This window comes from Actinosynnema sp. NPDC023587 (genome assembly GCF_040640215.1).
Classification (GTDB): Bacteria; Actinomycetota; Actinomycetes; order Mycobacteriales; family Pseudonocardiaceae; genus Actinosynnema.
Map to the genome: position 1 here is coordinate 70,134 of NZ_JBFABG010000018.1, position 24,994 is coordinate 95,127.

Here is a 24,994-nt window from a genome sequence, read left to right on the forward strand (position 1 = left end):
GCACGGCTCGGGCGTCGAATCGGTCGGCTACGGGAGGTAGAAGGTCAGCAGGTCGCTCCGGACCGGCGGGAACAGGACGTGCATCAGGTCCTCGTTCGGGCCGGGGTAGACGTCCGGGCACCGCGCGGCCAGCCCGCGCAGGCCGTGCGGCGCGAACAGCAGCGACTCCAGCACGTCCGGCGCGACCCCGGCCCCACCCACCGCGTGCGGTGCCTGCATCACGCCGCCGAGGACGATCGGGCCCACCTCGCCGGCGTGGAACGGCAGGCGGACGTGCGAGCGGTAGAACGACACGACGGCCTCGCCCGTTTCGTCGGCGAACGACGAGGCCGCCAACCGCCTGCCGAACACCGGGCGCAGGTGGTCGAGCAACGCCACCGGGTCGGCGACCCGCACGTAGTACGACTTCGCCTGCTCCGGCACCGGGCCTAGGAAAGGTTCGAGCGCTTCGCCCGCGACCGTCCCCGGCCGTTCGTTCGCCGACCTCGCCCCGGTGTGCGCGATCAGCGCGTGCAGGGCGGCGGCGTCCACGGCGGCCACCTCGCACAACTGGACGCCCTCCTCCGGAGGAGTCGAACGGCCGGTGCCCACCGGCACGCCGTCCCGCTCCACCAGCCACTGGGTGCTGCCGCCCCGCGCCACCAGCCAACGCCACAGTTCGGTCCCGTGCGGCATCCGCAGGTCCGCGTGGCGTTGCTCGGCATCCTGCAACGCAGCCATCGCCGGGATGTCGTCGAACGTCGCCTCGCGCACCGTGTCGGTACTCGTCGGCGGCGTGCCGACGATGTCCCGCGTCGGGGCGATCGGGATCGCGTAGGTGTAGCCGAACCGCCGGTAGAAGTACGGGATGCCGATCATCACGTTCACCCGCTGCCCGCGCGCCGCTGACCGCTCGTGCGCCCACCCCATCAGCTCCCGGACCAGCCCGCGCCCCTCGTAGTCCCGGTGGGTGGCCACCAGCTCGACCTGTCCAGCGCGGATCTCCACCCCGTCCAGGACGAGTTCCTCGTCCAGCAACGTCATCGTGGACACGACCCGATCGCCGTCCACGACGACCGCGCACGTCCCCCACCCGGCGTCCGGGTCCGACACCACCAAGCGGTGGTCGACGGCGTCCTCGGGGTCGCCGCGCTCGGTCAGCAGCGCGGCGATCTGGTCCAGATCACGTGGTTCGGCGGTGCGCAGCGTCAAGCCGTTCGGCAAGGCCATCCGCGCAGTGTCGGGTCTGCTCCTCTCGTCGTGCCACTGGATTTCCCGCAGGTCGTCTTCCGGAGACCGCACCGGCTTTACGGCGCGCTTTCTGATGACGCACAATCCGGCCATGTCCTGGCTGCCGTCCGACTTCGTCCACCCCACCCGCGTCGACCTGGGCGCAGACCACCACCTGAGGCCCATCCAGGAGTCCGATGCGGACCGGGACTACCCCGCCGTCATGGGTTCGCGGGAACGGCTGTGGTCGATCTTCGGCGAGCAGTGGAACTGGCCGCCCGCGACCATGAGCTACGAAGCGAACCGCGCCGACCTCGCCCGCCACGCCCAGGAAGCCGAGGCGCACGAGTCGTTCAACTACGCGCTGTTCGACAACGACGAGACCGCGTTGCTGGGGTGCGTGTACATCGACCCGGCCGAGGACGCCCTCATCTCGTGGTGGGTGGTGGACGAGTACGCGGGCACCGAACTCGAACGCGCGCTCGATGCCTTCGTGCCCGAGTGGATCGCCCGCGACTGGCCGTTCGCCACCCCTCGCTTCGGGCTCTGACCGGACCGCAGTGCTCCCGCCACGAGATGACCGACACCCGACCCGAACCGGGCCTTTCGCTCGCGCATCCGATCGGCTGGTCGGGGAAGGGTGTCGAGGGGCTGCGGTTCACCGAGGAGTTGTCGCGGCCGGTGTGCCGAACCACCGGCGCAGGGCGTGGGCCAGGTCGTTCGGTGTGGTGCCCGCCCAGGCCACGTAACCGTCCGGTCTGACCAGAACCGCGTCGGCTGGTGGGTTCGGTGTGGAGGTGGTGTGGACGTCCACCCGGTCCGCCCAAGGGATGGCGGTGGTGCTCAGCGCCGCGTCGTCGGTGAAGTCGAGCAGTAGCGGGCGGCCGTCGCGGGCCAGGTGGGCGAAGGTCTTGTTGTCCGGCAGGGGGATGTCGGGCATCCACCGGCCGGTGAGCGGGTGGGGTGCGGTGTCCATGGCGTAGACCGTGTCCGCGCCGGACATCAGGTCGGAGACGCGGCGGACGGCGGTCTCGTCCTGGAGGAGTTCGGTCAGGACCTCGCGGAGCGCGGTGATGTCGGGACCTCCGGACAGCAGGGCCGACTGGGCTCGGCTGTGGGTGATCACGCGTCGGGCGACCGGGCGGCGTTCCGACTCGTAGGTGTCCAGCAGGTCCGGGGGTGCCCAGCCGTGCAGTTCGGCGGCCAGCTTCCAGCCCAGGTTCAGGGCGTCCTGAAGGCCGAGGTTCAGCCCTGGCCCGCCTACGCCGGACTGGACGTGGGCGGCATCGCCCACCAGGAAGACGCGGCTCTTCCGGTAGCGGTCGGCCAGGCGGGAGTTCGTGCCTTCCGCGCGGCGGGTGAGCGCCGGTGGGTGGCCGTCGTCGGGTTCGCTCATCGGGAGTTCGATGCCCAGGACGCGCGTCGCGGCCTCCTGGAGTTCGGACAGGGGCATCTCGTCCGTGTCGGTCAGGCCGGACTGCCCCCACTCGATCATGGCGATGCGGTAGATGCCCGGCTGGAACATGCCGAACGCGAAGACGCCGTGCTCGGTCCGGTGGAACGTGCCCGGCCTCAGCCCGCCCAGACCCGGCACCTCCAGCCGGCCGGTCCGGTGGTCGGCCATCGGCTCGTGGATCACCACCTGGCCCGTGCGGTGGGTGAAACCCCTGTCGGTCACGCCGGGGAAGCCGATGCCGGCCCGTTTGCGGACCACGCTGTGGCCGCCGTCCGCACCCACGACGTAGCGCGCGGTGAGCTCGTACGGGCCGTCCGGACCGGAGACGTCCACTGTCACGTGACCGTCGTGCTGGGTCAGGTCCGTCACCCGGTGGCCGCGCGTGATCTCCACGCCCGCGTGGCGCTCCAGCAGTTCCTCCAGCCACCGTTGCGGCACGGGCAGGACGAACAGGGCGTGGTCCTCCACTGTGGACATGTCCAGCGGCAGTGCGCCGAACTGGAAGAACGGTGCCGGTGTCGGTGGCGAGGGACTGCCGGTGACGATCTCGTGCAGCCCCCGGTAGTCCAGGGCCTGGACTACCCGACCCACCAGGCCGTTGGCCTTGGGCGTGCACGTGCGTTCGGGCAGCGCGTCGAGGACGGTCGGGCGGATGCCGGCCAGCAGCAGCTCGTTGGCGAGCATCAGGCCGTTCGGGCCCGCACCGACGATGACGATGTCGGTGTCCGGCGGGGGAGGAGGTGCGGTCTGGGCGGTGGTGATCGCGGTGATGGGTGCGGTGGGGGCTGACATGAGGGCTCCTTTTGGCGTCGCTGAATAAGCCCCACGTCGGGTGAGGCTGTTGATGGTGAGCTGGTGAGGGTGAGCTGGTGAAGGTGGGGCGGTGAGGGTGAGGTGGGGCGGTATCGGGTTAGTGGGTTGAGGGCTCTGGCAGGCCGGCTGCGACCTGGGTCAGGGCGTCACGCACCAGGGGGCCCAGCGGGATCGGGGGGTCGGCGGTCAACCAGCGGTCCGTCGCCACTTCGATGGCCGCGCCCACGGACGCCGCCACCAGGCGGGGGTAGAGGTCGACCGCCACGTCTGTTCGGGTGCGCTCGGCGATCGCCTGGGCCAGTTCGCGCTCGATCACCGAGCTGGCCCGCAGGAACTCGCCGATCAGGGTCGGTTCGCTGGTCATCAGCCGGACCCCGGCGGTCCACTCCGGATCCGGCACCCGGTCGTTCGGCGAGTACTGCGCCAGCGCGGCCTCCAGGATCGACTCCCACACCGACTCCGTCCCGGGTCGGCGGCGGACCTGTTCCGTCAGCTCCCGACCACGGTCGAGGTGGCGGGAGGTGATCGCCTCGGCCTTGCTGGAGAAGTAGTTGTTGAACGTGCGGGGCGACACCCCCGCCGAGGCGGCGATGTCCTCCACCAGGACGTTCTCCAGGCCGCGCTCGACCGCCAGCCGGAGCGCGGCCCAGCTCAACGCCTGGCGGGTTTCCAGCTTCTTGCGCTCACGCAAGCCCAGTGGTTCTTCCATGTGATCAAGGTAGGGGAAAAGTGCGGGGTCCGCAAGATTTCGGGGTACGCACTTTCGGGGTGGTTTCCGGCGGCCGTCCGGGGGATGCGAGGATCAGCTCCCGTGAAGACCTTCGACGAGCTGTTCGCCGAGCTGGGCGAGCGCGCCCGCACCCGCCCCGAGGGGTCCGCCACGGTCGCGGCGCTGGCGGACGGGGTACATGCGCAGGGCAAGAAGGTGTTGGAGGAAGCGGGCGAGGTCTGGATCGCCGCCGAGCACGAGTCGGACGAGCGGCTGGCCGAGGAGGTCTCCCAGCTCCTGTACCGCGTGCAGGTGTTGATGCTCGGTCGTGGCCTCACTCTCGAAGACGTCTACAAGCACCTGTGACCGATGGCCGGGGTGCTCGGAGGCTTCGTGCCCATGTGGGTGCCCACGGTCATCGAGTTCCTCGCCGCCCTCCCGGTCGCTCGCCAACCGGGGTGTCCTGACTTTCGTGATCAGCACGTTCGTCTTGGGCACGATCGGTCTGGTGCTGTTCCGAAAGGTGTTCCGCCCGTCGCTGCTCGGCGTGGTGATCGCCGCGTCCGGGTGGCGGCTGCCCGCGCTCGTCCTGGAACCGTTGAAGGCGCTCGGCGCGGCCGAACGCACGACTGCCCCGGGGACGCCGTGCTGCTGTCGACCGCGTTACCGCTCCCGCATGTACAGCGACTGGGCGGTGCGCCCCACCGGCCCCGCTCGTCGTGCAGCACGCGGCCCGCACGCCGACGCCCGTCGCGCCGATCACCGTCTCCGCGTCGAGCACGAACCACTTCGCGATGTCCAGCCTGCCGGATACGCGGCGAGGTAGCCGCACCGCCAGTCGTCCAGGATCGCCATTGGCGCGCACACCTGCGGCTCGTTCCCGCCGGAGGCCAGCGCCGACGTGTCGCCGCCGACGATCTGCCCCGCGCGGGCGCGCAGCACCGCGCGTCCGTCGTGCGACAGCGCAGCGGACAGCAGCTCCACCGATTGGTCGGGGCGCTCCAGTTCTGCCGTCATCTTCAGCGCGGGCACCGGGCCCGAGTGCTGGTTGGCGCTGGTCCACGGCCCGGTGGTGTGTTCGGTGGAGGTGAACCGGTGCTCGTCGAGCGGGTGGTAGGACGCCGTGGTCAGTCGGCCCGGTCCAGCGCCGTCTCCTGCCCCGCGTCCGGCTCGGGCCAGCCGGGGTAGGGCGGGGGCGTGCCGTCGAACGCCGGGCACAGCGCCTTGTGGTCGCAGTAGTCGCACAGCCGGCCCGGGTTCGGGCGGAAGTCGCCGGACTTCGCCGCGCGCAGGATCGCGTCCCAGATGGCCTCCAGCGTCCGCTCGAACCGGCTCAGCTCGGCCTCGTCCGGGGTGTACGCCAGGGCTTGCCGGTCGGCCAGGTACATCAGCCTCAACTGCCGGGGCACCACGCCGCGCAGCCGCCACAGCACCAGCGCGTAGAACTTCATCTGGAACAGCGCCTTCGCCTCGCCCACCTCGCGCGGCGCGGCCCCGGTCTTGTAGTCGACCACCCGGATCTCGCCGGTCGGGGCTACGTCGACGCGGTCGACGTAGCCGCGCAGCAGGACGCCGGAGGGGAGCTCCCACTCGACCAGCAGCTCCCGGGCGTCGGCGTCGAAGCGGCGCGGGTCCTCCAGGGTGAAGTAGCCGTCCAGCAGCCCGGCCGCGGACGCCAGCCAGTCGGCCTGGTCGCCGGCCTCGGCACCGGCGAACAGGTCGGCGAACTCGGGGCGCTCGGTCCGGACCCGCTGCCACGCGGGCTCGACCAGGGCGCGGGCCCGCTCGGGCAGGCGCTCGGCGGCGGGCAGGGCGAAGAGGTCTTCCAGGACGGCGTGCACGACGGTGCCGCGGACCTGCGCCCTGGTCGGCTTCTCGGGCAGGCGGTCGACCGCCCGGAAGCGGTAGAGCAGCGGGCACTGCTTGAAGTCGCCCGCGCGGGAGGGCGACAGGGCGGGCCTGCGTACAGGGCGCTCGGTGATCGTCGGCACGGCCATGGGCAGAACGATAGGGCAGACCCCCGACAAGATCGGGATCATCGGGCAGCGCGGGGCGGGGGTGCCCCCGGGCGGCGGGTCCCCCGCGAATCAGCGAACCACGGGGGACCGACGGGTTCGGGGCTATGCGCTGAGAGTGCGCTGAGAGTGCGTCGCGGGGGTTGCCGAGAGGGTGCTGAGAGTGTGTCGCGGGGTTGGCCGAGGGGTGCGGAGAGTGCGTTGTGTGGGTTGCCGAGGGGCGCTGAGGGGTGCTGCGGGGGGTGCTTCGGATTGTGTCGGGACGGGCTGTGACCGGGTGTGTCACAGCGTCAACACACGTCAGCACCTACGCTTTCGCCGTGGTGACCAAGGAGAGCTGGCGGCGGCAGGTCGGTCGGGACGGTGGGCTGCCGCTGTTCCGGGCCGCCGGTATCCCGGTGCTGCTCGCGCCCTCCTGGTGGCTCGGCTCGGCCGCGATCGTGGCGCTCTACGCGCCGTTGGTCAGCCGGATCGCGCCCGGTCTCAGCGGGGTGGCGGGGGTGCTGCTCGCGGCCACGTTCGCGGTCTTCCTCGGGCTGTCGGTGCTGGCCCACGAACTCGGGCACAGCCTGGTCGCGCTGCGGCTGGGCCTGCCGGTGCGGCGGCTGCGGCTGTTCCTGCTCGGCGGGGTGTCCGAGGTGGTGCGCGCCCCGACCCGACCCGGCCACGAAGGGCTGATCGCGGCGGCCGGGCCGGCCGTGTCGATCGCGCTGGCGGGGGTGTTCGCGCTGGGCGCGATGGCGATCCCGCGGCCGGACGCGGTGTGGCTGCTGATCGCCCAGACGGCGTTCGCGAACGCCGCCGTGGCGGTGTTCAACCTGCTCCCGGGCCTGCCGCTGGACGGCGGGCGAATCCTGCGGGCCGGCGTGTGGGCGGCCACCGGGCGGCGCGCGACCGGTACCAAGGCCGCCGTGGCCGGCGGCGGGGTGGTGGCCGCCGCGCTGGTCGCCTGGGCGGTCTGGGGACTGCTGGCGGGCACCGAGGACCGCTGGGTCCGGTTCGGGGTCTGCCTGGTCACCGCGTGGTTCGTGCTGGCCGGCGCGCGCGGCGAGATGACCGCCGAGCGCCGGCGCACCTGGCCGGAGGGGCTCACCCTGGGCGAGCTGGTCCGGCCGGTGCTGCAACTGCCCGCGGAGAGCCCGGTGTCCGGCGCGCTGACGGCGTCCGCCGGGCGCGGCGTGGTGCTGGTCCGCGCGGACGGGGTCGCCGCCGGGCTGCTCGACCGCGACCTGGCGCAGCGGTTGGCGGCCATCTCGCCGCACGCGCCCGCCGAGCAGGCCGCCGTGCCGATCCGGCCGGAGACCGTGCTCCTGGAGAACGAGTCCGGTGACGAGGTCGTCGACCGCGTCCAGAGCACCGCCGCCTGGGAGTACCTGGTGGTGGACCTGGAAGGACGGCCCGCCGGCGTGCTGCGGCGCGAGGACCTCAAGGCCGCCCTGGACCGCCGCTGAGCAGTCCGGCGTCCTGCGCGAGGATCGCCGCCTGCACCCGCGACCGCAGGTCCAGCTTCGTCAACACGCGCGAGACGTGCGTCTTCACGGTCGTCTCGCCGATGTGCAGCTTTCGCCCGATCTGGTGATTCGACAGACCTTCGCCGAGGCACCTCAGCACGTCCACCTCGCGGTCGGTCAGCGCGTCCAGCGCCGGTGGTCGGCGGCGCGGCGCGGACGACGCGAACTCGCGCATCAGCCGCCGCGTCACGCTCGGCGCGAGCACCCCGTCACCCGCCGCGACCTGCCGCACGGCCTCCACCAGCGCCGGTGCCTCCACGGACTTGAGCAGGAACCCCGCCGCACCCGCGCGCAACGCGCCGTGCACGTACTCGTCCAGGTCGAACGTGGTCAGCACGAGCACCTCGCACACCCCGGTCAACTGCCGGGTCGCCTCGATCCCGTCCACACCGGGCATCCGGATGTCCATCAGCACCACGTCCGGCCGCAGCTCGCGGGCCATCCGCACGGCCGCCGCGCCGTCCGCCGCCTCGCCCACGACCTCGATGCCGTCCGCGCCGCCCAGGATCATCACCAGGCCCGCGCGGATCGCCGCGTGGTCGTCCGCCACCAGCACCGTCGTCACAGCGGTCGTCACAGCGGCAGTTCCGCCCGCACCAGCCACCGGTCACCGTCCCGGCCCGCGCTGAACGTGCCGCGGACCGCGTGCGCGCGTTCCGCCATGCTCACCAACCCCGTCCCCGCTCCCTCCGGCCCTTCGCGCACCGTGTTGCGCACGACCACCACGAGCCGTCTCATCTGCCGTTCCACCCGCACCGATGCCGACGTGCCGTGCTTGAGGGCGTTCGTCAAAGCCTCCTGGAGGATCCGGTACGCCGCCACGTCCACCGCGACCGGCAGCCCCTCCACGTCGTCGCTCTCGAAGTCCACGGCCAGCCCGCCCGCGCGGGCGGAATCGACCAGCCGCCCCGCGTCGGACAGGCGCACCGCCACCGGCTCGTCCACCGGGTCGTCGGCCCGCAGCACGTCGATCATGGTGCGCATCTCCTCCAGCGACCGCACGCTGTTCTCGCGCACCGACCTCAGCACCGTCCGCACGGTCTCCGAGTCCGCCGGCATGGACAGCACCGCCTCGGACTGGATCGCGATGGCGGACAGGTGCCCGGCGACCACGTCGTGCAGGTCGCGGGCCATCCGGTTGCGCTCCGCGTCCACCGCAGCCCGCCGGTCCAGCTCGGCGATCCGGGCCACCTGCTCCGCGCCGTCCCGGTGCTGCCGGATGTTCGTCGCCCACCACACCGGCACGCCGAACAGGGAGAACAACTGGAAACCGGCGTAGAGCGACTCCCGCCAGTCCAGCAGCACCGCCACGGTCAGCGTGAGCCCGAGCGTGGCGGTCGCGACGACGCCGACCAGCGCCAGGTGCAGCCGGCGCGGCCCCTCCAGCGTCACCAGGAACAGCACGTCGATGAACACCATGATCACCGGCAGGCTGAGGCCGCGGGTCAGGTCCAGTGCGACCGCGACCGAGACCGTGACCAGCGCGAACACCGGCAGGCTGCGGCGGAACGCGCCACCCGTGCAGGCCACCGCCAGGATCGCCAGGTGCTCCCCGAGCGTGGTCGGCCGCTCGTTCCCGCCGATCACCAGGTGCAGGCCGAGGTGGTAGATCAGCATCCCGACGGCGAAGAAACCGACCGCGACCAGCAGGTCGCGTCTCTTCGGGCGGAACTCCACCCCCGAATCTCAGCACACCGCCGGCGCGCCGGTCGTCCTACGAAGTGATGACGCCCGGTCGATCCGCCCGCCGACGCGCCGTCCCCGCCCCGACCAGCAGTCTTCTCGTCGTGGGCGAACTGCTGCTGGTTGTGGTCGTGGCGTGCGAGATCGGGTTCTGGGCGGTGCTGGGGGCGGGGTTGTTCGCCCGGTACGTGCTGCGCAGGCCGAAGCTGGGCGCGGTGCTGCTGGTGTGCACGCCGTTGGTGGATGTGGTGCTGCTGGTGGCGACCGTCTTCGACCTGCGATCGGGGGGCGAGGCGAAGACGGCGCACGGGCTGGCGGCCATCTACCTGGGGGTCAGCATCGCGTTCGGGCACAGCATGCTGCGCTGGGCCGACCAGCGGTTCGCCCACCGGTTCGCGGGTGGTCCGCCGCCGGTGAAACCGCCCGAGCACGGCGTCGGGCGCGTCCGCCACGAGTGGCGCGAGTGGTTCAAGTTCCTGCTCGCGTGGGCTGTCACCGGTGCCGTGGTGCTGCTGCTGACCTACGTCGTGAGCACGCCGGAGCGCACGGAGGTGCTGTGGGGGCAGTTGCGGGGCATGTCGCTCGTCGGCCTGATCTGGCTGGTCGGCTGGCCCGTCTTCCACTCGGCGAAGGAGGCGACCGCCAAGGTCGTGGGGAGGGGGGAGTGATGCGCGAGGTACTCGGGATCATCATGCTCGTGCCGCAGGGGTTGGTGGCGTTGGTGCTGCTCGTGCTGGACGTGGACACCAAGGGGTGGTTGGTCGTGATGCACCTGCCGGCGTGGGCGCAGGTGCCCGGCGCGCTCGCGTGCACCGTCGCCGGTGCGGTCCTGACCCTCTCCGGGATGCGCGCGGACCGAGGCCGCTGAGCTGGGCCGCCGGGCCTTCTGCGACCATCGTGCGCCGTTGTCCGCAGGTTTGTTCTCAGGAGGTTCACCGCGGTGAGCACCGCCAGTGGTCCGTTCCAACCCGGAGACCGGGTGCAGTTGACCGACCCGAAGGGACGGCACTACACGATCGTGCTCGAACCGGGCAAGGAGTACCACACCCACCGTGGCGCGTTGTTGCACGACAAGCTGATCGGCCAGCCTGAGGGGTCGGTCGTCGTGTCGGTCGGCGGGACGTCGTTCCTGGCGTTGCGGCCCCTGCTGTCCGACTACGTGCTGTCCATGCCGCGCGGCGCGCAGGTGATCTACCCCAAGGACGCCGCGCAGATCGTGATGTACGGGGACGTGTTCCCCGGCGCACGGGTGCTGGAGGCCGGCGCGGGGTCGGGTGCGCTGACGTGCTCGCTGCTGCGCGCCGTGGGGGAGAAGGGCAGCGTCACGTCTTACGAGGTCCGCCAGGACCACGCGGATCACGCGATCCGCAACGTGGAGCAGTTCTTCGGCGAGCGCCCCGGTAACTGGTCGCTCACGGTCAGCGACCTCGCCGAGCACGAGGGCGAGGTGGACCGGGTGGTGCTGGACATGCTCGCGCCGTGGGAGGTCCTGCCCACGGTGTCCCGCAGCCTCATCCCCGGCGGCGTGCTGGTCGTGTACGTGGCGACCACCACGCAGCTCTCCAGGGTGACCGAGGCCATCCGCGAGCAGCAGCACTGGACCGAGCCCCACGCGTGGGAGACGCTCGTCCGCCCGTGGCACGTGGTCGGCCTCGCGGTGCGCCCGGAGCACCGCATGATCGGGCACACGGCGTTCCTGCTGACCACCCGCCGGCTCGCCGACGGCGTCACCCCGCCGCGTCCCCAGCGCCGCCCGTCGAAGGGCTGAAAAAGCCCTTGAACAGCGAAAACGGCCCACGCGTCGAACCGCGTGGGCCGTTCTCGGCGGACGCTACCCCTGCTCGCAGGCCACCCAGCCGTCGTCGGTCTTGACGAACGGGACCTTGTTGGTCGTGTCACCCTTCATGAGCTCCTTGAGCTCGTCCGGGACACCCTCCAACTTGATCGAGATCTCCGCTTCGGCGTGCGTGTCGTCCTTCTCGGTGACGTTGGCGACGGTGGCGGTGAGCTTGATGTTCTTCGCCGCCTCCTGCATCGACTTCATCTTGTCCTGGAGCTCCGCCGGCAGGCTGTCGAGGCTCTTCTCGATCTCCTTGCTGATCGATTCGGGGTCGAACGCCTTCTTCAGGTCGTCGATCTCCTTCTGGTCCTCGGCGCAGGTCAGCGCGCGCAGCTTGTCGTAGTCCTGGCTCGACATGGCCGCCGCGAAGCTGTCCGCCGCGTCCTTGGGCGAGCCGTTGCCGCCGCCCAGCGTGAGCAGCAGGACCGCCACGACGGCGATCACCAGGACGCCGCCGCCGGCGAGGATCCACGGCAGGGGGCTCTTCTTGCGCGGCGCGCCGTACGGGTCGCCGAATCCACCCGGTTGGCCGTAGCCGGGCTGCCCGAACTGGCCGGGCGGGCCGTAGGGCGGTTGGCCGGGACCGGGCTGACCCGGCTGGCCGGGGGGCGGGAAACCGCCCGGCGGAGGTCCGTAGCCGGGTTGCTGCTGCCCACCCTGTGGGAAGCCCTGGGGCGGCGGCGGGTAACCGCCGGGCTGCTGCCCGTACCCCGGCTGGGGGCCGGATTGGCCTGGTTGATGGCCGGGTTGACCCGGCTGCTGACCGTAGGGGCCCGGCTGCTGGGGCGGGACGGACATCACATTCTCCTAGGACTTTCCGCTGGTGGCAGTGGACACTGCCCGGAACGCACAGTGGTACTCGTACTGGGACGCACGGTAGCCGGTCGGCGGTTCCACCCGGCACCGGTATGGAGCAGTTCATCCGGCCGAGCGGGGGGATGTGTGATCACACGACCTCCGGGACCGGCCGGGGTCACCGCTTTTGTCGGTGATCGCCGGTACCGTTGTCGTACGAACACGGGAGGAGGGTGCCGACATGCAGCACGGTCATCCCGGCAGCCGGCCCGATGAGGGCGGCGAGCTGAACAAGGGCAACAACTCTGGTGAGCTGACAGCGCAGATCAGGTTCCTGGAGGACGAGATCGCGTTGTTGCGCCGAAAGTTGACGGAATCCCCACGACACGTCCGCCTGCTGGAGCAGAGGCTCGCGGAGGCGACGGAACGCGTCAGCCAACTGACCGAGCGCAACACGAAGCTCATCGACACCCTTCGAGAAGCACGGAGCCAACTCCTCGCGCTGCGCGAAGAGGTGGACCGCCTGGCCCAGCCTCCCAGCGGGTACGGCGTGTTCCTGGCGCGGTTCGAGGACGGCACGGTGGACGTGTTCACCTCCGGCCGTCGGATGCGGGTCTCGGTGTCGCCGGCCGTCGAGTCGGCGTCGCTCGTGCTCGGCCAGTCGGTGCGCCTGAACGAGGCGCTCACGGTGGTCGAGGGCGGCGAGTTCGAGCGGACCGGCGAGGTCTGCACGCTGCGCGAGGTCCTGGAGTCGGACGCCGAGGGGTCCATCGGCCGGGCCCTGGTCGTCGGTCACGCCGACGAGGAGCGCGTCGTGTGGCTCGCGCAACCGCTGATGGACGCCCCGCTCAAGTCCGGCGATTCGCTGCTGGTCGACTCCAAGGCCGGCTTCGCCTACGAGCGGGTCCCGAAGGCCGAGGTCGAGGACCTCGTGCTGGAGGAGGTGCCGGACGTCAAGTACGAGGACATCGGCGGCCTGTTCCGGCAGATCGAGCAGATCCGCGACGCCGTGGAGCTGCCCTTCCTGCACGCCGACCTCTTCCGCGAGTACAAGCTGCGCCCGCCCAAGGGCGTGCTGCTCTACGGCCCTCCCGGCTGCGGCAAGACCCTCATCGCCAAGGCGGTGGCGAACTCCCTGGCCAAGCAGGTCGCCCGCGCGCGCGGTGACGACCACCGCGAGGCGAAGAGCTACTTCCTCAACATCAAGGGTCCCGAACTGCTGAACAAGTTCGTGGGCGAGACCGAGCGCCACATCCGCCTCATCTTCCAGCGCGCGCGGGAGAAGGCGTCCGAGGGCACCCCGGTGATCGTGTTCTTCGACGAGATGGACTCGATCTTCCGGACCCGCGGCAGCGGCGTGTCCTCCGACGTCGAGACGACGATCGTGCCCCAGCTCCTGAGCGAGATCGACGGCGTCGAGGGCCTGGAGAACGTGATCGTGATCGGCGCGTCCAACCGCGAGGACATGATCGACCCGGCGATCCTGCGGCCGGGCCGGCTGGACGTCAAGATCAAGATCGAGCGCCCGGACGCCGAGGGCGCGAAGGACATCTTCAACAAGTACCTGACGCCCGACCTGCCGATCCACGCCGACGACCTGGCGGAGTTCGGCGGCGACCCGTCGGCGTGCATCGACGGCATGGTCCAGCACACCGTCGAGCGCATGTACGAGGAGTCGGAAGAGAACCGGTTCCTGGAGGTCACCTACGCCAACGGTGACAAGGAGGTCCTGTACTTCCGGGACTTCAACTCGGGCGCGATGATCCAGAACATCGTCGACCGGGCCAAGAAGGCGGCCATCAAGAGCCTGCTGGACACCAAGCAGCCGGGCTTGTCGGTGCGGCACCTGCTCGACGCGATCGTGGACGAGTTCGCGGAGAACGAGGACCTGCCGAACACGACCAACCCGGACGACTGGGCCAGGATCTCCGGCAAGAAGGGCGAGCGGATCGTGTACATCCGCACCCTCGTGACCGGCAAGAACCAGGAGTCCGGCCGCGCCATCGACACCGCGACCAACACCGGCCAGTACCTCTAGCGGCCACCACGACGGGAGCCCGCCCGGCAGCGACACCGCCGGGCGGGCTCCCGCGTGCCCGGCTCACCCGGTGGGCGTGACCAGGCCGGACTCGTAGGCCGCGATCACCAACTGGGCCCGGTCCCGGGCCTGCAACTTGTGCAGCAACCGCCCGATGTGGGTCTTGACGGTCCCCACCGACAGGTGCAGCTCCCGGGTGATCTCGGTGTTGGACAACCCCCGGGCGATCAACACCAGCACGTCCTGCTCCCGCTCGGTCACCCCGGTCAACCGGACGGCCCGCCGCTCGGGCGTCCGCGCGAACTCGGCGATCAACCGCCGGGTGACCGACGGCGACAGCAGCCCGTCGCCGTCGGCGACCACCCTGATCGCGGCCAGCAGCTCCGCGGGCGGCGTGTCCTTGAGCAGGAACCCGCTGGCCCCGGCGCGCAGCGCCGAGTACACGTACTCGTCGAGGTCGAACGTCGTCAGGATCAGCACCCGCGCGGAGGAGAACGCCGAGATCTCCCGGGTGGCCGCGATCCCGTCCACCCCCGGCATCCGGACGTCCATCAACACCACTCGCGGCGAGGTCTCCCGCACCACGGCCACCGCGGCGGCCCCGTCCGCCGCCTCGCCGACCACCCGCAGACCGGGCGTCGAGTCGACCAGCACCCGGAAGCTGCCGCGCAACAACGCCTGGTCGTCGACCACCACCACGTCGATCACGCGAACGGCACCTCGGCGGACACCCGGAACCCGCCCCCGCCGAGCGGACCGGCCGAGAACGTCCCCCCGTACACCGCCACCCGCTCCCTCATCCCGATGAGCCCGTGCCCGCCGCCGCCGGACCCCAGCACCCGTTCCCCGGGGCCGTCGTCGACCACGGAGATCCGCACCGCCGATTCCCCGACCTCCACCGCGACCGAGCACCGGGCGGGCGCGGCGTGCTTGACCACGTTGGTCACCGACTCCTGCACGATCCGGAACACCGTCAGCCCGACCGCCTCGGGCACCTCGCCGCCGGTCACCGACAGGTCCACCGGCACGCCGGCCAGGGACGCCCGGTCCACGAGTCCGGGCAGGTCCGGCAGGCCGGGCATGGGTGCCAGCTCGGTTTCGGAATCGGCGCGCAGCACCCCCAGCAGCCGCCGCATCTCCACCAACGTGCTCCGACTGGCGGTCTCGATGACCCGCAACGCCTCCTGGGCCTGCTCGGGCTGCTCGGCGGCCACGTGGTTGGCGATCCCGGCCTTCACCGCGATCAACGACAGGCTGTGCGCGACCACGTCGTGCAGTTCGCGGGCGATCCGCATCCGCTCCTCCGCGAGCGCCCGGGACGCCCGCTCCGCCGCGGTGCGCTCGGCGTAACCGCGACGGACCTGCGTCGACCGCCCCAGCGCCCAGGCACCGCTCAGCAGCAGCACCACGAACACGGCCAGCCCGACGTCGTCCGGCCAGGGCTCGGCGATGAAGATCGACACGGCTGACAGCACCAGCGAGCAGACCAACGCCCCGGTGGCGCGCACGCGGGACACCGACGCCGCGACCAGGTACAGCGCGAACGCCGTGGGCGCGAACGGCTCCAAGGTGATGTTGAGCGTGGTCGCGATGCTCTGCGCGACCACCACGACGCCGAACGCCGCCAACGGCCACTTCCGCCGGACCGCGAGCGGCAGTCCGATCACCATCGCCAGGGAGTACCCCAACCACTGCGGCACGCTCGCGGCCCGTTGGTCGGCGAACCCCATGTACGCCGCCGCCACGGCCACGCCCGCGACCACGTCGAGCGCGTACAGGTACACCGTGGGCAGCCACTGCGGGAAACGGGATCTCACCCGCCGAACCTAACCGGCACGCCGGGGCGGCACATCGGACCGTGGTCCGACCTCGGATCGAAGACCACGGTCCGATCCGGCGGGCCGCCGCAGCCGCGAGTCTCGTCCTCGTGATCGAAGTACGCGAACTGACCAAGCGCTACGGCAGCGCCAGAGCGGTCGACGGCCTGAGCTTCGAGGTGAAACCCGGCTACGTGGCGGGCTTCCTGGGCCCGAACGGGGCGGGGAAGTCCACCACCATGCGGGCGATCCTCGGTCTGGACCGCCCGACCTCCGGTGAAGCCCTCGTCAACGGCCGCCACTACGCCGACATCACCCACCCCATGCGCCACGTGGGCGCGCTGTTGGACGCCGGTGCGGTGCACGGCGGCCGTAGTGCCTACAACCACCTGCACGTGCTGGCGCGCAGCAACGGCATCGGCCGGGCACGCGTGGTGCAGACCCTCGACCAGGTGGGCCTCGCGGGCGTGGCCCACCGGCGGGTGGCCACCTTGTCCCTGGGCATGAGGCAACGCCTCGGCGTGGCCGCCGCCCTGCTGGGCGACCCGGGCGTGCTGCTGTTCGACGAGCCGGTCAACGGCCTGGACCCGGAGGGCATCCGCTGGATCCGCCACCTCATGCGCGACCTGGCGGCCGAGGGGCGGACCGTCCTGGTCTCCAGCCACCTGATGAGCGAGATGGCGCTGACCGCGGACCGCGTGATCGTCATCGGCCGTGGCCGGCTGATCCTGGAGGCGTCCATGCAGGACTTGGCGGACCGGTTCAAGAAGGACGTCCTCGTCCGCACGACCGGCCGGTCCCGACTGGCCGACGCGCTCCGGGAGGCGGGCGGGCGAGTGCACCCCGAAGCCGACGCGCTGGCCGTGCACGGCCTCACCGCCTACGACATCGGTGAAGTGGCCGCGCACCACCACATACCGCTGCACGAGCTGACCCCGCGAACGGCGTCGCTGGAAGACGCCTACCTGGAGCTGACCGAAGACAGCGTCGAGTACCGCACCGGGGCGGTGGCCCGGTGACCGACACCCTCGCCGCCGAGTTCCTCAAGCTCCGGACCGTCCGCTCGACGCTGTACCTGCTGCTGTCACTCGCGCTCACGCTGGCGGCGGGCGTGCTGGTGTCGTACCTGATGACCGCCGACTACGACGCCCAGCCGCCGGAGGTGCAGGCCCGGTTCGGGTCCGCCGACCCCGGCATGGTCGTGGTGACGTTCGGCCAGTTCGTGCTCGGCGTGCTGGGCGCGCTGGCGGTCACCTCGGAGTACGGCAGCGGCATGATCCGGACCGCGCTGGTGTCCGTGCCGAGGCGCAAGTCCTTGCTGCTGGCCAAGACCGTCGTGGTCGGAGGGGTCTCGACGCTGGTGGGCGCGGTGGTGACGCTCTTGGCGTACCTGGCGGGCGAGGCGATCACGGGTGATCGGCCGAAGCCGATCTCGGCCTACGACTCGTTCGCCGACGCGTGGCCCGCGCTGCTGGCCAACACCGCCTCGCTGACCCTGCTCGGCCTGCTCGGGCTGGGGCTCGGCTTCCTGCTGCGGTCCACGGCGGGCACGCTGGTCACGTTGTGCGGCCTGCTGTTCGTGTTCCCGGCGATCACGCTGTTGCTGCCGACGCCGTGGGACGAGCGGGTCAGCGCGGTGACGCTCCCGCTCCTGCCGGCCCAGCTCGCCGGTGACGTCCCGGACGCGCCGCTGACGCCGTGGGCAGCGGCCCTGGTCATGGTGGCGTACCTGGTGGTGGCCCTGGGCGGCGCGCTGGTGGCGCTGGTGCGCCGGGACGCCTGAGCACCTTGACGGACGCGGAACGTGGTCACTACAGTCCGATTTGTTAGTAAGGAAAGTTTCCTGACTAATTCCGCTCCGTCACCGCCGCCCAGACCGAGAGGGGAGAGCCGCATGGCACGGCTCCGGATCGCACTGGCCCTGGCGGCCACGCTCGTCCTACCCGGTGTTCTCGTGGGGGTGCCCGCGCAAGCGGCGTCGGCCGCTCTGCCCGCGGGCTCGCCCGCCGAGGTCAACGGCCAGTTGAAGGTGTGCGGCGTCAAGCTGTGCAACGAGCACGGCAAACCGATCCAGCTACGCGGCATGAGCACGCACGGCATCCAGTGGTACTCGCAGTGCGTCAAGACCGCCTCGCTCGACGCGCTGGCCGACGACTGGAAAGCCGACGTCCTGCGCATCTCCATGTACATCCAGGAAGACGGCTACGAGACCAACCCGCGCAAGTTCACCGACCTGGTGCACGGGTACATCGAAGAGGCCACCAAGCGCGGCATGTACGCCCTGGTCGACTGGCACCAGCTCGACCCGGGCGACCCGAACTACAACACGTCGCGCGCCAGGACGTTCTTCAAGGAGATCGCCCAGCGGCACAAGAACAAGACCAACATCATCTACGACATCGCGAACGAGCCCAACGGCGTGTCGTGGTCGAAGGTCAAGTCCTACGCCGAGCAGGTCATCCCGGTGATCCGCGCCGAGGACCCGGACAGCCTGGTGCTGGTCGGCACGAGCGGCTGGTCCACCTTCGGGCACTCCGACGGCAAGGACCCGCAGGACGTGGTCAGGAACAAGCTCTCGGCTCCGAACGTCATGTACACGTTCCACTTCTACGCGGGCGACCACGGCAGCGACTACCTCGCCGTGCTGTCAAAGGTCTCCGACCAGGTGCCGGTCTTCGTCACCGAGTTCGGCACCCAGAAGGCGTCCGGCGACGGCGCGAACAACTTCAGCCAGTCGCAGAAGTACCTCGACCTGATGAACGCCAAAAAAATCAGTTGGGTGAACTGGAACTTCTCCGACGACGAGCGCTCCGGCGCGGTGTTCAAGCCCGGCACCTGCTCCGGCACCTCGTTCTCCGGCACGGGCAGGCTCAAGCCCGCCGGCGTGTGGATCCGCGACCGCATCCGCACCGCCGACGACTTCCCGACGAGCTGACCGCGCGACTCGACCACGACGACCCGCGGTCCCCCGGGACCGCGGGTTACCGTGTGCGGGTGCCCGACATCGCCCTCGGCCTCGCCGCGCTCGGCCGTCCCGCCTACATCAACCTCGGTCGGGAGGACGCGCTCCCGGCGCACCGCGACGTCGACGCGATGCGCGCCGCGTGCCACGCCGTGCTCGACGCCGCCTACGCGGCGGGCGTGCGGCGGGTGGACGTCGCCCGCTCCTACGGCCGCGCCGAGGAGTTCCTGGCCCGGTGGCTGGACGAGCGCGGCCACCGCGACGTCCGGGTGTCGGGCAAGTGGGGCTACGAGTACGTCGCGGACTGGCGGCCCGACGCCGAGGTGCACGAGGTCAAGGAGCACTCCCTGGCCAGGTTCACCCGGCAGTGGGGTGAAACCGAGGCGCTGCTCGGCCACCACGTCGAGCTGTACCAGGTGCACTCGCTGACCGGCGACAGCCCCCTGTTCGGCGATGTGGAGCTGTTGGCCGCGCTCGGCGCGCTGCGGGACTCCGGCGTGCGCCTGGGTTTCTCCACGTCCGGACCGCGCCAGGCGGACACCGTGCGGCGCGCGCTGGAGTTGGAGCTGGAGGGGCGGCGGCTGTTCGAGGCCGTCCAGTCCACCTGGAACGTGCTGGAGCCGTCCGCCGGCGCGGCGCTGGCGTGGGCGCACGAGACCGGGGCCGAGGTGTTCGTCAAGGAGGGCCTGGCCAACGGCCGGCTCGCGGTCGACCCGCCCGCGCCGATCCGGGAGCTCGCCGAGGAGCACGACGTCGGTCCGGACGCGATCGCGCTCGCCGCCGTGCGCGCCCAGCCCTGGGCGGACGTGGTGCTGTCCGGTGCGGTGAGCGCGGAGCAACTGCACGCGAACCTCCGGGCGTGCGAGGTCGACCTGGACCCCGACGAGTTCGACCTCGCCGAGGACCCGGCCGCCTACTGGGCTACCCGGGCCGCGCTGCCCTGGGCGTGAGGCGCACCGCGCCCGAGTCGAGGTCGATCGCGCGGTCGTGCGGCGGTGCGCCGTCCTCCTCCTCGTCGCGGAGCATCACCTCGGTGCGCCGCTGGTCCAGCTCGGCGAGCTTCGTGCCGTAGAGCATCAGGGTGAACTCGTCCAGGCCCGTCTGCGACACCACGGCGTGGTGACCCTCGCGGCGGCGTGCCCACTGCACCAGCTTCTCTCCCGTGGCCAGGGCGAACAGCAGCACGGCGAGGCCGGGGACCGACATCGCGAAGATCACTCCCACGAGAACCACTCCCTGATCAGTGCCCGACCGTCCGGTACCACCGGCCACTCGGGGTCCTCCGCCTTCGCGCGGACCTCGGCCACGTCCATCCACCCGCCCCACGCGACCTCTTCGGGTTGCAGGGTGAACGGACCGTCGCAGCGCACCTGGTAAACGTGGGCGACGTAGCGGATGGTTCCGTCGACGAAGGGCGTCGTGAAGCAGAATTCCAGCGGTTCCGCGACACCCAGCTCCTCGGCCAGTTCACGCACCGCGCACTCGTCGGGCGTCTCGTCGGCCGCGACCACCCCACCGCACGTCGGGTCGTACAGGCCGGGGTAGACGTCCTTGGTCTCCGTGCGGCGGTGCACGAACAACCGCTCGCCGTCCCGCGAGCGCACGACGATCACCGAACACGCGTGCCACAAGCCCTCCGCGCGCATCCTGGCGCGGGTCGCGGAACCCACCGGCGCGCCGTCCGGGGTCACTACCAGCACATGCTCCACGAGATCCTCCCCAGGTCGTATCCACCAGTGATACCTCGGGGCGACGCACGCCGACGACCTCTTTTCCTACCGTTTCGTCGTTCGCGTCACGAGGAGGAGTTGTGCCCACATCCCTGCGGCTCGCGGTGGCCGAGTTCCGCAACCGACCCGGCCGGGCCGTGCTGCCCGGCGTCGCCCTGGTGGTCGGCGTCGCCTGCCTCCTGGCCGCGCTGATGCTCAGCGACGCCATGGTCGAGGCGACCAACGACGGCGCGCCGGTCGTCCCCTCCGGCGTGGACCACGTCGTGCGCGTGCTGCCGCGCACCGCGCCGACCCTCGACCAGGCGACCGCCGACCGGGTGGCCGCCGTGCCCGGTGTGCGCGAGGTCGTGCCGGTCCGGACGGTCGAGGTCGACCTGTTGCTCACCGACGGCCGGGTGGACGCGCGCTCCCGCGCGGTGGCCGACGTCGAGCCGGACCGCGACGGGCTGCGCCGGGTACCGATCGAGGAGGGCCGCCCGCCTTCCCGCGATGGCGAGGTCGCGCTCGACCGGGTCACCGCCTACCGGCACAACCTGCACCCCGGCGCGGGCATCCGGATCGCCGACGCGGCCGGCAAGCCGCTCGACGTCGTGGTCCGGGGGATCACCAAGCGCGGCGCGCAGGGCGAACAGTCCTCGCTCGTGGTGGGGGAGGGGCTCGCCGCCAAGCTCGGCGGCGAGCCCGTCTACCGGGCCCTGCACGTCCTGGGCGGTGACGCGGCGGCCGTCGCGCAGGCGGCGGGCACGACCACGCGGGTCGACGCGGCGAACGCGGTGCGGAACGAGCCGGCGAGCGACGACCTGGCCCTCGTGCTGCTGCCGTTCAGCATCCTCGCGCTGGCCACCTCCGTGTTCGTGGCGTCGGCGACGTTCCGGGCGGTGTACGCGCAACGCCAGAAGCACACCGCCCTGCTGCGCTGCCTGGGCGCGCACCGGGGCCCGCTGGTCTGGGCGAACCTGCTGGAGGCCCTGCTCACCGGCGCGGTCGCGGGACTGGTCGGCTCGCTGCTCGGCGGGTCCGTCGGGTGGCTGCTCGCGCGCCTGTTCGACGCGACCGGGCTGTCCACGATGATGGGCGCGGTCGAGCTGAGCCCGTCGCTGCTGCCCTCCGCCGGCTACCTGCTGCTCGGGGTCCTGGTGGCCGCGCTGCTCAGCGCCTTCGCCGCGGTCCGGCCCTCGCTCGCCGCCGCCCGCATCTCGCCGCTCGCCGCGCTGCGCACGTCCGAAGGCGCGACGCCGGACAGCTCGGTGGTCCGCCGCCGCCGGGTGTTCGGGCTGGTCCTGGTCGTCGCGGCGGCGGTCGTGGCGGTGCTCGGCGTGCTCGCCAAGGGTTCGGTCCTGGCGATCTTCCTGATCCTGTTCTCCGGCATCACCGCCGTCGCGGGCCTGTTCGGCGTGCTCGGGCCGGTCGTGGTGCCCGCGCTCAGCCGGGTCTTCGGCTCGGCGGCGAGCCGGTTCGGCGGCGCGCAGTGGAAGCTGGCCGCAGCCGAGGTGCGGCGGGTGCCGCAGCGCTCCGCGTCGGTCGCCATGCCGCTGCTGCTGGCCGCCGCGATGGTCACCTACTTCGCGGTCACCGTCGGCTCGGCGCAGAACCTGGAGGACGAGTACAGCAACGCGCCCCGGCCCGACGCGGTGATCTCCGACGCGGGAGGTCGCGCGCTCGACGGGACCGCCTCCGCCGCCACCGCGCGGCCCGAGGTGGCGGGCAGCGTCGTCATGCACACCACCACGGGCAGCCAGGCCGACGCCCTCGGCGGGCGGTACACCACGCGGGTGGCCGGCGTGGACGCCGACCGGATGCGCGACTGGCTGGCTGCGCAGGGCGTTGACCGGCCCGACTTCCGCGCCGGCGCGGTGCTGCTGGAGGAGCACACCGCGCAATCCCTGGGTGCGGCGGTCGGGCAGCCGGTCACGGTGGAGGGCCTGCCCGGCGGGTCGCGCACCGCGACCTACGCCGGTTCCGTACCGGACACGCTGGTGGACCACGCCGACGTGATCCTGCCCGACCCGGAACTGGCTCCCGCGTCGAAGATCCTGGTCGCGTTCAAACCGGGCGCGGACCCCGCGACGTTCCAGAACGCCGTGCGCGCCTCGCTGAGCTCCGCGCCGACCGTGCTGGTGCGGACCAAGGTCGACACGAACGCGCAGAACCAGCGGTACCTCGACCTGGGGATCACGATGCTGATGGTGCTGCTGGGGCTGTCCGTCGCGGTCGCCGTGACGGGGATCGGCACCGCGCTGACGATCTCCGTGCAGGAACGGCGCAAGGAGATGGCGCTCCGGCGCGCGCTGGGCGTCACCAAGGGCGGCCTGCAAGGCGGGGTGATCGCCGAAGCGGTGCTGTTGTCGCTGGTGGGCGTGCTCGGCGGCGGGTTGTTCGGGCTGGTCTACGCCGAGCTGACGTTGCTCGCGGTGGGCGTGTACGCGCTGCCCGGCGCGGCTTTGGTCCCGCTGCTGGTCGGCGGGGCGGGCGTGGTCGTGCTGGCGGTGCTCGCGGCGTTCGGGCCCGCCCGCGGCGCGTCCCGCATCCGGCCGGCGGCGGGACTGGCCGCTGGGTGAAACGTGACCGCGACCCCCGCGAAATGTCGGTGTCACGCCGTAGGCTGCCCACTATGCGGCGGATCATGGGAACCGAGGTCGAGTACGGCATCGCGGTGCCGGGTGACGCGACGGCCAACCCGGTGCTCACCTCGACACAGGTGGTGCTCGCCTACGCGGCCGCCGCCGACATACCGCGATCGCGGCGCGCGCGCTGGGACTACGAGGTCGAATCGCCGCTGCGCGACGCGCGCGGCTTCGACCTGGGCGCTCCCGGCAGCCACCCCGGCGACGGCGACGTCGAGGACCTGGGCGCGGCGAACGTCATCCTGACCAACGGCGCGCGGCTCTACGTCGACCACGCGCACCCGGAGTACTCCGCGCCCGAGGTCACCAACGCGCGGGACGCGGTGATCTGGGACAAGGCGGGGGAGCGGATCATGGAGGAGGCGGCCATGCGCGCCGCCACCGTCCCCGGCCAGCCCCGGCTCCAGCTCTACAAGAACAACGTCGACGGCAAGGGTGCCAGCTACGGCACCCACGAGAACTACCTGATGCAGCGCAGCACCCCGTTCACCGCGGTGATCTCCGGCCTGACGCCGTTCTTCGCGTCCCGCCAGGTCGTGGTGGGCTCCGGCCGGGTCGGCGTCGGCCCGTCCGGCGAGGAGGCGGGCTTCCAGCTCTCCCAGCGCTCGGACTACATCGAGGTCGAGGTCGGCCTGGAGACCACGCTCAAGCGCGGCATCATCAACACCCGCGACGAGCCCCACGCCGACGCGGACAAGTACCGCCGGCTGCACGTCATCATCGGTGACGCGAACCTGGCCGAGTACTCCACCTACCTCAAGGTCGGCACCGCCTCGCTGGTGCTGGACATGATCGAGGCGGGCCGCCGGTTCGACGACCTGCGGCTGCTCGAACCGGTCCGCGCGGTGCACCAGATCAGCCACGACCCGACCCTCAAGACCAAGGTCGAGCTGGCCGGCGGCCGGAAGTTCACCGGCCTGGACCTCCAGCACGCCTACCACGAGCGCGCCACGCGGTTCGTGGAGCAGGAGGGCACCGGGGACCGCGACGTGCTCCGGGTGTGGGGCGAGGTGCTCGACGCGCTGGGCCGCGACCCGCAGGAGTGCGCCGACCGGCTCGACTGGCCCGCCAAGCTGCGCCTGCTGGAGGGCTACCGGGCCCGGGACGGCCTGGCCTGGGGCTCGCCCCGGCTGCACCTGGTCGACCTCCAGTACTCCGACGTGCGGCTGGACAAGGGCCTGTACAACCGGCTGGTCGCGCGCGGCTCGATGAAGCGCCTGGTCGCCGAGGAAGAGGTGCGCGCCGCCGTCCTCGCGCCGCCGGAGGACACCCGCGCGTACTTCCGGGGCCGGTGCCTGGAGCGGTACCCGACCTCGGTGGCCGCCGCGTCGTGGGACTCGGTGATCTTCGACCTGGGCCGTGAATCGCTGGTCCGAATCCCCACGCTGGAGCCCCTGCGCGGCACGAAGGCGCACGTCGGCGCGCTGCTGGAGGCCTCGGACACCGCGGAGCAACTGGTCGAGGCGCTCACCCGCGGCTGATCAACGCCACGCGAGTGGCAGGCGCACGATGTCGTGCCCGATGGGTAGGGTTGGTCACGAGGACCGGATGAGCGGGGAGGTCGACATGGCCCAGGAACAGGTCCAGCGGCAAGGCGGCGGTGACGGCGACGACGGCGGTGACGGCGCGACCGCCGCCGGCCAGGAACGTCGGGAGAAGCTCGGCGAGGACGTGGACGCGATCCTCGACGAGATCGACGACGTCCTGGAGGAGAACGCCGAGGACTTCGTCCGCGCGTACGTGCAAAAGGGCGGCGAGTAGCAGCCTCCGGCTGGAGTAGGGAGAAAAGCAC

The 24,994-nt window shown here is 71.6% G+C and carries 26 protein-coding genes; 14 read left to right on the forward strand and 12 right to left on the reverse strand.

The features are described 5' to 3' along the window. Nucleotides 1-27: 27 nt before the first annotated feature. Nucleotides 28-1,209 (reverse strand): GNAT family N-acetyltransferase, encoded by a 1,182-nt coding sequence (locus AB0G01_RS31550; RefSeq protein ID WP_360953233.1) that lies wholly within the window; start codon nt 1,207-1,209, stop codon nt 28-30. A gap of 112 nt (nt 1,210-1,321) precedes the next feature. Here AB0G01_RS31550 and AB0G01_RS31555 point away from each other — a divergent pair, with 112 nt between their 5' ends. Continuing rightward, the gene (locus AB0G01_RS31555; RefSeq protein WP_360953236.1) at nt 1,322-1,759 is read left to right on the forward strand and encodes an N-acetyltransferase; all 438 of its coding nucleotides are present in this window, start codon (nt 1,322-1,324) and stop codon (nt 1,757-1,759) included. Between the two features lie 108 nt (nt 1,760-1,867). Here AB0G01_RS31555 and AB0G01_RS31560 read toward each other — a convergent pair whose 3' ends face one another. Further along, complete coding sequence (locus AB0G01_RS31560) at nt 1,868-3,457, reverse strand: FAD-dependent monooxygenase (RefSeq protein ID WP_360953239.1); 1,590 nt, start codon at nt 3,455-3,457, stop codon at nt 1,868-1,870. Nucleotides 3,458-3,575: 118 nt separating this feature from the next. Continuing rightward, nucleotides 3,576-4,187 carry a TetR family transcriptional regulator gene (locus AB0G01_RS31565; RefSeq protein WP_360953242.1) on the reverse strand — a complete coding sequence of 204 codons (612 nt, stop codon included), beginning with the start codon at nt 4,185-4,187 and terminating at the stop codon, nt 3,576-3,578. A 102-nt stretch (nt 4,188-4,289) separates the two neighbouring features. Between AB0G01_RS31565 and AB0G01_RS31570 the strand changes: the two genes are divergently transcribed. Beyond that, nucleotides 4,290-4,553: a phosphoribosyl-ATP diphosphatase gene (locus tag AB0G01_RS31570; protein WP_360953245.1), complete on the forward strand. Its 264-nt coding sequence runs from the start codon at nt 4,290-4,292 to the stop codon at nt 4,551-4,553. 393 nt (nt 4,554-4,946) lie between these two features. On the opposite strand, the gene AB0G01_RS31575 is transcribed toward AB0G01_RS31570, so the two are convergent. After that, nucleotides 4,947-5,219, reverse strand: coding sequence for a hypothetical protein (locus AB0G01_RS31575; protein WP_360953247.1), 273 nt, complete (start codon nt 5,217-5,219; stop codon nt 4,947-4,949). Nucleotides 5,220-5,314: 95 nt separating this feature from the next. Next, nucleotides 5,315-6,184 carry a RecB family exonuclease gene (locus tag AB0G01_RS31580; protein WP_360953250.1) on the reverse strand — a complete coding sequence of 290 codons (870 nt, stop codon included), beginning with the start codon at nt 6,182-6,184 and terminating at the stop codon, nt 5,315-5,317. 338 nt (nt 6,185-6,522) lie between these two features. Here AB0G01_RS31580 and AB0G01_RS31585 point away from each other — a divergent pair, with 338 nt between their 5' ends. Next, nucleotides 6,523-7,653 carry a site-2 protease family protein gene (locus AB0G01_RS31585; protein ID WP_360953253.1) on the forward strand — a complete coding sequence of 377 codons (1,131 nt, stop codon included), beginning with the start codon at nt 6,523-6,525 and terminating at the stop codon, nt 7,651-7,653. On the opposite strand, the gene AB0G01_RS31590 is transcribed toward AB0G01_RS31585, so the two are convergent. Together AB0G01_RS31590 and AB0G01_RS31595 are read right to left on the reverse strand one after the other, a co-directional pair. Further along, complete coding sequence (locus AB0G01_RS31590; protein WP_360953256.1) at nt 7,628-8,290, reverse strand: response regulator transcription factor; 663 nt, start codon at nt 8,288-8,290, stop codon at nt 7,628-7,630. The genes AB0G01_RS31585 and AB0G01_RS31590 overlap by 26 nt on opposite strands. Beyond that, complete coding sequence (locus AB0G01_RS31595; protein WP_360953259.1) at nt 8,287-9,390, reverse strand: histidine kinase; 1,104 nt, start codon at nt 9,388-9,390, stop codon at nt 8,287-8,289. The genes AB0G01_RS31590 and AB0G01_RS31595 overlap by 4 nt, the downstream gene beginning before the upstream one ends. Nucleotides 9,391-9,500: 110 nt before the next feature. On the opposite strand from AB0G01_RS31595, the gene AB0G01_RS31600 reads away from it, so the two are divergent. From AB0G01_RS31600 to AB0G01_RS31610, 3 genes are all read left to right on the forward strand, one after another. Continuing rightward, a complete protein-coding gene (locus tag AB0G01_RS31600; protein ID WP_360953262.1) occupies nt 9,501-10,064 on the forward strand; it encodes a hypothetical protein in 564 nt (187 codons plus the stop codon). Further along, the gene (locus AB0G01_RS31605) at nt 10,064-10,264 is read left to right on the forward strand and encodes a hypothetical protein (RefSeq protein WP_360953265.1); all 201 of its coding nucleotides are present in this window, start codon (nt 10,064-10,066) and stop codon (nt 10,262-10,264) included. The genes AB0G01_RS31600 and AB0G01_RS31605 overlap by 1 nt, the downstream gene beginning before the upstream one ends. 72 nt (nt 10,265-10,336) lie before the next feature. Then, the gene (locus AB0G01_RS31610) at nt 10,337-11,164 is read left to right on the forward strand and encodes a tRNA (adenine-N1)-methyltransferase (RefSeq protein WP_360953268.1); all 828 of its coding nucleotides are present in this window, start codon (nt 10,337-10,339) and stop codon (nt 11,162-11,164) included. Between the two features lie 63 nt (nt 11,165-11,227). Here AB0G01_RS31610 and AB0G01_RS31615 read toward each other — a convergent pair whose 3' ends face one another. Then, complete coding sequence (locus AB0G01_RS31615; RefSeq protein ID WP_360953271.1) at nt 11,228-12,034, reverse strand: hypothetical protein; 807 nt, start codon at nt 12,032-12,034, stop codon at nt 11,228-11,230. 238 nt (nt 12,035-12,272) lie between these two features. Here AB0G01_RS31615 and arc point away from each other — a divergent pair, with 238 nt between their 5' ends. Then, the gene (gene arc / locus AB0G01_RS31620) at nt 12,273-14,069 is read left to right on the forward strand and encodes a proteasome ATPase (RefSeq protein ID WP_360953274.1); all 1,797 of its coding nucleotides are present in this window, start codon (nt 12,273-12,275) and stop codon (nt 14,067-14,069) included. 63 nt (nt 14,070-14,132) lie between these two features. On the opposite strand, the gene AB0G01_RS31625 is transcribed toward arc, so the two are convergent. Together AB0G01_RS31625 and AB0G01_RS31630 are read right to left on the reverse strand one after the other, a co-directional pair. Further along, the gene (locus AB0G01_RS31625; protein WP_360953277.1) at nt 14,133-14,777 is read right to left on the reverse strand and encodes a response regulator transcription factor; all 645 of its coding nucleotides are present in this window, start codon (nt 14,775-14,777) and stop codon (nt 14,133-14,135) included. Further along, a complete protein-coding gene (locus tag AB0G01_RS31630; protein ID WP_360953280.1) occupies nt 14,774-15,886 on the reverse strand; it encodes a histidine kinase in 1,113 nt (370 codons plus the stop codon). Before AB0G01_RS31630 ends, AB0G01_RS31625 begins: the two co-directional genes overlap by 4 nt. A 110-nt stretch (nt 15,887-15,996) precedes the next feature. Between AB0G01_RS31630 and AB0G01_RS31635 the strand changes: the two genes are divergently transcribed. The 4 genes from AB0G01_RS31635 to AB0G01_RS31650 all read left to right on the forward strand — a co-directional run bounded on the left by AB0G01_RS31635 (nt 15,997) and on the right by AB0G01_RS31650 (nt 19,798). Next, on the forward strand, nt 15,997-16,905 hold the full coding sequence (locus tag AB0G01_RS31635) for an ATP-binding cassette domain-containing protein (RefSeq protein WP_360953283.1): 909 nt from the start codon (nt 15,997-15,999) through the stop codon (nt 16,903-16,905). Then, a complete protein-coding gene (locus AB0G01_RS31640) occupies nt 16,902-17,669 on the forward strand; it encodes an ABC transporter permease (protein ID WP_360953286.1) in 768 nt (255 codons plus the stop codon). Before AB0G01_RS31635 ends, AB0G01_RS31640 begins: the two co-directional genes overlap by 4 nt. Before the next feature lie 111 nt (nt 17,670-17,780). Beyond that, nucleotides 17,781-18,821 (forward strand): glycoside hydrolase family 5 protein, encoded by a 1,041-nt coding sequence (locus AB0G01_RS31645; protein WP_360953289.1) that lies wholly within the window; start codon nt 17,781-17,783, stop codon nt 18,819-18,821. Nucleotides 18,822-18,880: 59 nt separating this feature from the next. Next, a complete protein-coding gene (locus AB0G01_RS31650; protein WP_360953292.1) occupies nt 18,881-19,798 on the forward strand; it encodes an aldo/keto reductase in 918 nt (305 codons plus the stop codon). On the opposite strand, the gene AB0G01_RS31655 is transcribed toward AB0G01_RS31650, so the two are convergent. Beyond that, nucleotides 19,770-20,072, reverse strand: a complete 303-nt coding sequence (locus AB0G01_RS31655; protein ID WP_360953295.1) for a DUF6191 domain-containing protein — start codon at nt 20,070-20,072, stop codon at nt 19,770-19,772. The two genes, AB0G01_RS31650 and AB0G01_RS31655, sit on opposite strands and share 29 nt — an antisense overlap. Continuing rightward, nucleotides 20,063-20,557 (reverse strand): NUDIX domain-containing protein, encoded by a 495-nt coding sequence (locus AB0G01_RS31660; protein WP_360953298.1) that lies wholly within the window; start codon nt 20,555-20,557, stop codon nt 20,063-20,065. The genes AB0G01_RS31655 and AB0G01_RS31660 overlap by 10 nt, the downstream gene beginning before the upstream one ends. Before the next feature lie 101 nt (nt 20,558-20,658). On the opposite strand from AB0G01_RS31660, the gene AB0G01_RS31665 reads away from it, so the two are divergent. The 3 genes from AB0G01_RS31665 (at nt 20,659) to AB0G01_RS31675 (ending at nt 24,963) form a co-directional block, all read left to right on the forward strand. After that, nucleotides 20,659-23,136: an FtsX-like permease family protein gene (locus tag AB0G01_RS31665; protein ID WP_360953301.1), complete on the forward strand. Its 2,478-nt coding sequence runs from the start codon at nt 20,659-20,661 to the stop codon at nt 23,134-23,136. A gap of 53 nt (nt 23,137-23,189) precedes the next feature. Next, entirely contained in the window at nt 23,190-24,683 is a 1,494-nt protein-coding gene (gene dop / locus AB0G01_RS31670; RefSeq protein ID WP_360953304.1) for a depupylase/deamidase Dop, read from the forward strand. 85 nt (nt 24,684-24,768) lie between these two features. Next, the gene (locus tag AB0G01_RS31675) at nt 24,769-24,963 is read left to right on the forward strand and encodes a ubiquitin-like protein Pup (protein WP_360953331.1); all 195 of its coding nucleotides are present in this window, start codon (nt 24,769-24,771) and stop codon (nt 24,961-24,963) included. Nucleotides 24,964-24,994: the final 31 nt, after the last annotated feature.

Bases quoted from the DNA above. Each gene is read 5' to 3' on its own strand.
- AB0G01_RS31560 (WP_360953239.1), bottom strand. From the start codon at position 3,457: ATGTCAGCCCCCACCGCACCCATCACCGCGATCACCACCGCCCAGACC.
- AB0G01_RS31645 (WP_360953289.1), top strand. From the start codon at position 17,781: ATGGCACGGCTCCGGATCGCACTGGCCCTGGCGGCCACGCTCGTCCTA.
- AB0G01_RS31615 (WP_360953271.1), bottom strand. From the start codon at position 12,034: ATGTCCGTCCCGCCCCAGCAGCCGGGCCCCTACGGTCAGCAGCCGGGT.
- AB0G01_RS31550 (WP_360953233.1), bottom strand. From the start codon at position 1,209: ATGGCCTTGCCGAACGGCTTGACGCTGCGCACCGCCGAACCACGTGAT.
- AB0G01_RS31580 (WP_360953250.1), bottom strand. From the start codon at position 6,184: ATGGCCGTGCCGACGATCACCGAGCGCCCTGTACGCAGGCCCGCCCTG.
- dop (WP_360953304.1), top strand. From the start codon at position 23,190: ATGCGGCGGATCATGGGAACCGAGGTCGAGTACGGCATCGCGGTGCCG.
- AB0G01_RS31605 (WP_360953265.1), top strand. From the start codon at position 10,064: ATGCGCGAGGTACTCGGGATCATCATGCTCGTGCCGCAGGGGTTGGTG.
- AB0G01_RS31565 (WP_360953242.1), bottom strand. From the start codon at position 4,187: ATGGAAGAACCACTGGGCTTGCGTGAGCGCAAGAAGCTGGAAACCCGC.
- arc (WP_360953274.1), top strand. From the start codon at position 12,273: ATGCAGCACGGTCATCCCGGCAGCCGGCCCGATGAGGGCGGCGAGCTG.
- AB0G01_RS31675 (WP_360953331.1), top strand. From the start codon at position 24,769: ATGGCCCAGGAACAGGTCCAGCGGCAAGGCGGCGGTGACGGCGACGAC.
- AB0G01_RS31555 (WP_360953236.1), top strand. From the start codon at position 1,322: ATGTCCTGGCTGCCGTCCGACTTCGTCCACCCCACCCGCGTCGACCTG.